At 68.2% G+C, this 7,585-nt stretch carries 8 protein-coding genes; 7 read left to right on the top strand and 1 reads right to left on the bottom strand.

What is annotated here, in order from left to right:
• The 6 genes from LNW73_RS14205 to LNW73_RS14180 all read left to right on the top strand — a co-directional run bounded on the left by LNW73_RS14205 (position 1) and on the right by LNW73_RS14180 (position 5,203).
• The gene (locus LNW73_RS14205; RefSeq protein ID WP_250992914.1) at positions 1 to 699 is read left to right on the top strand and encodes a 4'-phosphopantetheinyl transferase family protein; all 699 of its coding nucleotides are present in this window, start codon (positions 1 to 3) and stop codon (positions 697 to 699) included.
• A gap of 492 nt (positions 700 to 1,191) precedes the next feature.
• The gene (locus tag LNW73_RS14200) at positions 1,192 to 1,506 is read left to right on the top strand and encodes a hypothetical protein (RefSeq protein WP_250990143.1); all 315 of its coding nucleotides are present in this window, start codon (positions 1,192 to 1,194) and stop codon (positions 1,504 to 1,506) included.
• 5 nt (positions 1,507 to 1,511) lie between these two features.
• Positions 1,512 to 2,804 carry a WXG100 family type VII secretion target gene (locus LNW73_RS14195; RefSeq protein ID WP_250990142.1) on the top strand — a complete coding sequence of 431 codons (1,293 nt, stop codon included), beginning with the start codon at positions 1,512 to 1,514 and terminating at the stop codon, positions 2,802 to 2,804.
• Between the two features lie 19 nt (positions 2,805 to 2,823).
• Positions 2,824 to 3,354, top strand: coding sequence for a hypothetical protein (locus LNW73_RS14190; RefSeq protein ID WP_250990141.1), 531 nt, complete (start codon positions 2,824 to 2,826; stop codon positions 3,352 to 3,354).
• 152 nt (positions 3,355 to 3,506) lie between these two features.
• Positions 3,507 to 4,148, top strand: coding sequence for a hypothetical protein (locus LNW73_RS14185; RefSeq protein ID WP_250990140.1), 642 nt, complete (start codon positions 3,507 to 3,509; stop codon positions 4,146 to 4,148).
• Positions 4,136 to 5,203 (top strand): hypothetical protein, encoded by a 1,068-nt coding sequence (locus LNW73_RS14180; RefSeq protein ID WP_250990139.1) that lies wholly within the window; start codon positions 4,136 to 4,138, stop codon positions 5,201 to 5,203. The genes LNW73_RS14185 and LNW73_RS14180 overlap by 13 nt, the downstream gene beginning before the upstream one ends.
• Positions 5,204 to 5,277: 74 nt before the next feature.
• Here LNW73_RS14180 and LNW73_RS14175 read toward each other — a convergent pair whose 3' ends face one another.
• On the bottom strand, positions 5,278 to 5,628 hold the full coding sequence (locus LNW73_RS14175) for an SIMPL domain-containing protein (RefSeq protein WP_308407787.1): 351 nt from the start codon (positions 5,626 to 5,628) through the stop codon (positions 5,278 to 5,280).
• Positions 5,629 to 5,973: 345 nt separating this feature from the next.
• Here LNW73_RS14175 and LNW73_RS14170 point away from each other — a divergent pair, with 345 nt between their 5' ends.
• Positions 5,974 to 7,491, top strand: a complete 1,518-nt coding sequence (locus LNW73_RS14170; RefSeq protein WP_250990138.1) for an LPXTG cell wall anchor domain-containing protein — start codon at positions 5,974 to 5,976, stop codon at positions 7,489 to 7,491.
• Positions 7,492 to 7,585 lie beyond the last annotated feature (94 nt).

Here is a 7,585-nt window from a genome sequence, read left to right as displayed (position 1 = left end):
CTGCTGGAGGGGCTGCTGCCCGTGCGGGTTGCCGTGGCCGAGGTGTTCGGCGACCCGCCGCACACCGAGCTCTTTCCCGAGGAACACGCGGTGGTGGCCGGTGCGCTGGATGCCCGCCGCCGGGAGTTCGCCGGTGTGCGGAGGTGCGCGCGGACCGCCATGGCCCGGCTCGGGATGCCGCCGGTGCCGATCCTTCCCCGCGGAGAGGGGCCGGGCTGGGCCAGGTACGCCCCGTGCTGGCCCGACGGCACGGTAGGGAGCATGACGCACTGCAAGGGGTACCGCGCGGCCGCGGTGGCCGGCGCCGCCGACGTCGCCTCGGTCGGTATCGACGCGGAGCCGCACGCGCCCCTGCCCGAGGGGCTCCACGACGTGGTGACCCTTCCCGAGGAGCGCCGGACCCTCACCCGGCTCGCCGCCGCCCACCCGGGCGTGGCCTGGGAGCGCGTGGTGTTCAGCGCCAAGGAGAGCGTCTTCAAGGCGTGGTACCCGCTGACCGGGCGCTGGTTGGGCTTCCACGACTGCGTCGTCACCCCCGACCCGGACCGCGAGACCTTCACCGCGACCCTGCGGATCCCGGGCCCTGTCGTGTCCGGTGTGCGTGTCGGCCGCTTCACCGGGCGGTGGCGGATCCTGGAGCATGACGACGGCGGCTGGGTGGGAACAGCGGTGACCGTCGGCGGCCCACCGGACCAGTGACCGCCGCCCCGGTGGAGAAGTCCCGGTCTCCTTGCCGACCGGGACTTCTTCGTGCTGGCGGGGCGGGTGGGGCGGGTGCGGCGGGTGCGGCTGTGCGGCTGCCGGGGGCGACGCTGCCGGCCGGGGTTCAGGTCAGGGCCGCGGAGACGATGCGGTTGTCGATGGCTTGCAGGCGGTCATTTGCGTGAGCGGTAAGCGGCGTTGTGAACCAACCAGGTCCGACGCCGGGGCACTGTCGGCCGCCGCAGGCGGTGGTTTCCGGCACGCTCTTCGGGCCGGGAGGTTGTCGACGGTGGAACGCCATGGGGGCTGAAATGCGTACTACCGCCTCAGGTGCATCAGTGGTCACATGGATGGCGTTAGCCCGGGCACGCAGGGAGCTTCGGCCGGCCTCTCGTCGGCGCTGTCAGTGCCGCAAGGCATGATCGACATGATCTTGTAGTTGGAGCTCGTCGTATCTGGCGGGCGTGTTGGGCACGGGGACGGGCTGGCATGGCGGGGGATCTGCACACGGAGGCGGCGTCGATGACGGCCGCCGCGACCAATCTGCGGAACGCGACGCACAAGCTGCCCAAGGCGCTGAGCGCCTTCCGTGCCGCGGCCGGTGATCTGTCCGCGTTCGGGGCGCTCGGTTCGCTGACGTCCGCGACCCACACCGTTGGGCACGCGATGGACCAGCTGGGTGATGCCGTCGAGGCGCTCCAGAGCGAGTGGGGTAGTGAGGCCACCGCGATCGGTGACATCGGGACGCTGCTCGACGAGGTCGACAAGCTCATTGCCGAGCAACTCGGCAAGGGCAAGGTGTAGCCGGCGTGGTCGACCTCAATCCCCTGCACCACAGCCTCAATCCGCTGCACTACCTGCACAAGCTCAACGAAGCGATAGGCCACTCCACGGCCGACGTGCTGGAGTTCATCGGTGTCACCGACCCCGCGGTCGACCCGGACGGCATTCGCGAGACAGCCAAGCACTGGAAAGACCTAGCCAAGGATCTGTCGGACGCCTCCTGGCACACCATGAACGCCCTGGACGGCGTCCAGTGGGAGGGCAAAGCCGCTGAGGCGTTCGCGGCCCGCGCTCACGAGGTCCGGGGCCACGCGGACAAGGTCTGCGGCATCCTCGACAAGGGTGAGGAAGCGCTCCAGCACTTCGCCGACGAAGCGCATGAGCTAATCTCCGAGATCGGCGTGATCGCCGCTGAGATCATCGAGTTCGAGGCCGCGGCGCTGGCGCTCACCCTGATCACCGGGCCCATCGCCGAGGCCGCCGCCGCGATCGCGTCCGGCGAACGCGCGATGAAGATCATGGCGCTGATCGCCCGCATCGAAGAAGCCGGCCGCCGCATGGCCCGCATCCTCGAAGCCCTCATCGAATCCGTCGGCGGCCTCGCCCGCGCCCTCAAGGCGCTCGAGTCGATCGCCAAGATGGCGCTGTCCGGCGCCGGCACCGCGCTCGCCTGGGACGCGCTCTTCGACACCGAGCGGCTCAAGGATCCCGGCACGATCAAGGACGACGTCGAGGCCGGGGCGATGCTCGGCGTCCTGTTCGGCTCGGCGGGCAAGGGCATCTCCAAGCTGGTCGGCTCCCTGCGCCCCCTTGGCCTCGACCTCGCGCACATCGGCACGGACCTGGGTACAGCCGACGGGGGCGCCGGCGGACCGGCCGGTCTTCTGGACCGGCTGCTCATGGCCATGCCGGACTGGCTGCGGGAGAGGTTCGAGAGCGGCAACAAATTCAATACGGACAACCACTCGCGGTTCCCGTACAACGAGGTCGCGGTCGAACCGATCAACGAGGGCGATGTCGGGCGCCCCCGCCTGGATTCCTACAAGCACGGCCTGGAGATCGTCTCTCGTAAGGAGTCGCAGCTCGCCGATGTCACCCCGGCAACGGCTAAGGGATACCTGGACGAGCTGGTCAAGAAGTACTCGCCGGGTACGGAGATCAGGGCCCGAAAGTATCCGGCGCTTTATGGTCAGAAGCTCAAGGGGCAGATGATCCTGGAGGTCCCGGCCCAAAATGGAGTGGTGCCGGCGGAGGTCCTGGAGTATGCCCGCACGCTCAAGATCGTAGTCCGGGACGTGACCGGACGCACCTATACCTAGAAGCAGCAGGGAATCCGAGATGCCCACCCTTTATGGCGAACGCTGGAACGAATGGCTGGACGAGCCCATCGAGCCACTCACCGAAGATGAAGCGCGGGCGCGCCACGAGCGCGGTGAGCTGTACACCGTCGCCTACATTCCGGAAGGTCGGACCAAGGCCCTGGGCGCTGTCGAGGTACGGCTCCAAGTCGGCCATGCCGCGGTCTACCAGTTCGATGAACACGCCCGTATCACGCAGATCCGCTCCTTCAGCAAACGCGGCGACCGGATGTTTCTGGAAGAGGTGACTGACTACGAGTACCCGGATGGCACAGAGCGGTTGAGGGTGGACCAGGCCAGTGTGATGACGGAGCACACGTACAACGAAGACGGGACCGGTCGCAGGACGGTCTATCAGTTGGGGGCTGGCGAAGCCGACGGCTGGGACTTGTCGCTCAAGCCCGGCCAGACGATGGAGAACCATTGGACTGCGATCCCCGCTTTTGGAGATTACGACGGGCTCGGTCGCGCCGGCTTCGACCAGAAGCCGGACGCGCGGGAAGCTCTATAGGGGGCTGGATCATGGAGTTCAAGTCGCGAGGTCCGATGCCCGGCTGGAGCCGAACTCAACGAGGCCCCGTCGTGAGGACGCTGCCGCAAATCGGCCGACTGACGCCGGGTAACGTGAGTGGCTGTATATCTGACGAGCCTGGAGGGGCACACGTGACCATTCGCACCCTGACTGCGGGAGCGGCCCTGGCCACCGTGGCTGCACTGTTGCTCACCGCCTGCGGTGGCAGCTCAGACAAGAGCTCGGACAAAATTCCTGGCGTCCCGAGCGGCGGCACGGCTTCTGCGAGCCCCTCCACGGCGGAGGTGGCGGGGCGGCCGACGATCTCGCTTCCCGCAGATTTGAAACTGGTCTTCGAAGGATCCAGGACGGGCGATCCCATCAAGGATGCGGTGCTGTCCGACAGCGAACAGCGGATCCGGGCCGTTGACGAGGCCATCTCCAAGGGGGAGCTGTCGTCCCCCGCCGTCGCGTTCTATTCGAAGCCGATGACACAGATCTCCGCGCACAAGTCCGTCCAGGCACACGTAGACGCCAAGGCCACCGTGACCGGCACCTTCCGGTACTACCACCAGACGGTCAAGATCCTCAAGCCTGATACGGCGTCGCTCACCTACTGCGCTGATGAGAGCCGCGGCTTCGGAAAGAGCCTGGTGACGGGGAAGGTCCTCACGACCCCCGTCACCAAGAACTCCTATGTCTTCTACACCACCGAGTTCCAGAAGAACTCCGCCGGTGTCTGGCAGGCCAGCAACATCCTCTCCACCAAGGGGGCGGGGCAGTGCCAGCCGTAATCACCACAGTCCGTACGGGTAGCTGCATCCTGGCAGCCGCGCTCGTCGCACTGCTGCCGACCGTGGCCGTCGCCGACGACATCCCCGGCGGCAACGAGACCGTGACGCCGCCGGTCGCCTCGGGTGACTCCAACACCGGGGACCAGACGATCAGCGCCAAAGCCGGAGCCGTGACGTACGACCGAACCAAAAACGGCACAGGCAAGTCCGTCGGACCGGTGACTCCGACCACCAACTGGACACCGCCACCGTGCTGGTTCGCGCCCAACTACGACCCGAAATCGTTCAAAGCCCTGTGGACGGACCGCCTGTCGATTACCAACGACAAGACGTGGGTGGCCTCGATGTACGACCACTACGAAAAGGGCCATCCGTACACGGACTGGAACCTTGGCAAGGCCGGCAAGGGCTACTGGTGGACCGCCGACTTCCGTGACGACGGCAACAAGCCGATGTCCGACGCCGACCGTGCCACGGTCTCCGCCTGCTTCAACACCATGGACTTCTGGGCCGACACACAAGAGCGCCCCAAAGAGCCGAACGCCGTCAACCCGAAGATCCTCTCCGAACTCGCGTACGCCGAACTCCGCGTTCCGGACACGAAGATCAGCCTGAATCCCGATGCCAAGGCCCCGCAGACGGTCAACCTGGCGACCTGGGCATGGCTGGACAAAACCGCCTTTCACCCGGTCTCCGTCACCGCCTCGGTCCCCATCCTCGGGATGACGGCGACCACGACCGCGACCCCGGTGGGCGTCGCCCTCGATCCGGGCACACCCGACGCGGACGTCTACCCCGCCAACGGGGTCTGCCCGATCGGTGCGGACGGCAGTATCGGCACCCCTTACACCGCCGCTGCCCAGGGCACGCCGCCGTGTGGCGTGACCTACCGCCACGCGTCCGGTGCCAACAGCCCGTACCACTTCAAGGCCACCGTCACCTGGAAGATCAGCTGGACGGGCACCGACAATCCCAAGCCGGTCGACCTGCCCGACGGAACCTTCGGCACCACCATCGACCTGACGGTCCGAGAGATTCAGACCGTCACCCGCTGACCTTCATCGGCCACCGCCGGGGTGCGACGCGGAACACCTCGCCTCGCGGGGCGCCTCGATCAGCCGGTCGAGTTTCAGGAGTGGGAGATCGAGAACCCGAGCACCACTGCTGCCGAGACGACTACGGCGCCAGGTGCGAGATCCGCCTCGGACACGGTCCCGGGGTCGCTGTGTCCGCGGTAGCGGCCGGCGCCGATGCTCTCCGGGTCGACGTCGTCGATGTGGATGACCGGGCCCAGCTGCACGCCCGCGGCATCGGCATGGAGTTCCGCCTTCGCGCGGGCGGTGCGGACGGCGGCCGAGCGTGCTTGGGCGCGGAGTTCAGGCTTGTTGAGCATGTCGAAGTCGACGCTCTCCAGGTGGTTCGCCCCTGCCTGGACGGCATCGGCGAAGGCTTCCTGCGGTGAGGCTTCGGTTCTGTCGATGCCGAGCCGGATCCGGGCAAGGTCGGGGGCGGCTTGAACACTGGCGGCGCCGTAGCTGGTAACGCCCCAAGGAGTACTGATCGTTGTCTGTATGTGCGGCAGTCGAACACGCTGTCCGAGGCCGCGTAGGTGATCGGCGCTACCGGCGCCATTTGCGGGAGCGACCGCCGGCCCTGGCTGTGCGAGGTGGTGGGGCCGGGGTGCCGTGGGTGCTCTGTTGGGGAAATCGGGGCGGGCGATTCGTGGCGTGTGCTAGATATTGATTTCTTCGTGTCGAACAGTTGATCGCATGGGCGTCGGCTGGGAGACGTCGGGCACCATCTGACACCCTGGCAGGAAGCCTTCATGTCCTTGTCCATACGCCGCCTGGCGGTGGCCGCCGTGGCCGGCGGCACTCTCGCAGCAAGTTCGCTGATCTGGGCGGGAGGCGCGCTCGCGGCTCCTGGGCCGGTCGTTTCCGTCGGCCAGCCGGATGAGCACGGGATGCCGGCCGCCGGACTCACCGGCGGCGTCATCGCGGTGCCGGTCTCCGTCAAGGACGCTCCCGGACCCGGGACGACGTGGGTCAGTTTCAGTCAGGCGACGCCCGGTGGTGAGCCCGAGCATCGGCTGGCCGGACTGCCCCAGGGTGTGAAGGTGGTCGTGCCCGCAGGGTGCACGAAGGATGCCGCCAGTGGGACCGAGCCCGACTCCTTCTCGTGTGTCACGGTGGCCGGCGACCAGACGTTCGCGTTCGGACTGGACGTCGCGGCCACCGTCCCCGACAGCACCTGGGTCCTGCCGCAGGCCAGCTACGGAAGTACCGGGGGTGGAGTTGAGTCCGACCCCAGCTCCGGCATGGTGCGGCTCTTCTCGGGCAACTCGGCCGCCACGCTCACCCACGGCGGACTGCGTGATGTCCAGCCGGGCAAGTCCGTCGTCTACACCACCAAGTTGCGGGCCTCCCAGGCCGGTTCCGTCTACGAATTCATGAACTTCTCCATCGGTCGCGACGAAGGAGGGTGGGGGCTGCCCTCCTGGGCTCATCTGAAGGTGAGCGCGTCATCGGCCGGCGCCTCGTGCAGGGTCCTGACACCCGCGGAGGCCAACGGGTCGCCCCTGGTCTCCTCCTGCGAACTTCCGGTGGGAGGCGACGTCACGGTGACGGAGACGCTGACCGTCGACGCCAAGGCGCCGGTCGGCGCCCGGTTCGCCCTGAACTCCGACTACGGCTCGACGTACAGCGGCCCCGGTGCCGCACAGGCCTCCACGGGCTACGACTACATCTTTGTGGGCCACGATCTGTCGACCGGGCCGCTGAGCACGATCTCGGTGGGGGACATCAGCGTCCCGGCGGGCGGTAGCGCCGCGTTCCCCGTCACGGTGAACGCGGTCCAGGACGGATCGGTACTGCTGGACCTGGGGCAGCGCGCCGACAAGAAGCACCCGGCGGCCCATGGCCTTCCGGCCGGGGTCACCGTGACACTGCCGGCCGGTTGCAAGGCCGGGACGGTCCCGGCCGATCCGGACGTCACCTGCCCGGTGCGCAAGGGGCGTAGCACTCTGACGTTCACGGTCCGCGCGACGGCGAAGGCGTCGCGGTCGGTGCAGGCCGTGCTGACGGCGATGGTCGTCGATCCGCGCTTCGAGCACCCGCAGGACCTGTCGACCGGAATGGTCCGGATCGTGGACCCCCGTCCCGCGGGCACGGTCCCGAACGGCGGCGTCAAGCCGTCCGCTTCCCCGGCCACGGGCGGCACGGAGTTGGCCGAGACCGGCGGTTCCGGTGACGCCACCGGATTCGCCCTCGGTGGCTCCGCGCTGCTGGCCGCGGGGGCCGCGGCTCTGGTCGTCGCGCGGCGGCGGAAGGCGCGCCACAGCTGACGGATCCCGCTGAAGGCGGATCCGGGAACGGGTCGAGGGGTCCAGCGCTTCGGCGCTGGGCCCCTCTCGCGTTCACCACGGCCGCCACCCGGGG

Origin of the sequence: Streptomyces sp. RKAG337 (assembly GCF_023701715.1) — a bacterium.
Lineage (GTDB): Bacteria > Actinomycetota > Actinomycetes > Streptomycetales > Streptomycetaceae > Actinacidiphila.
This window is presented reverse-complemented; position numbering and strand designations above follow the sequence as displayed.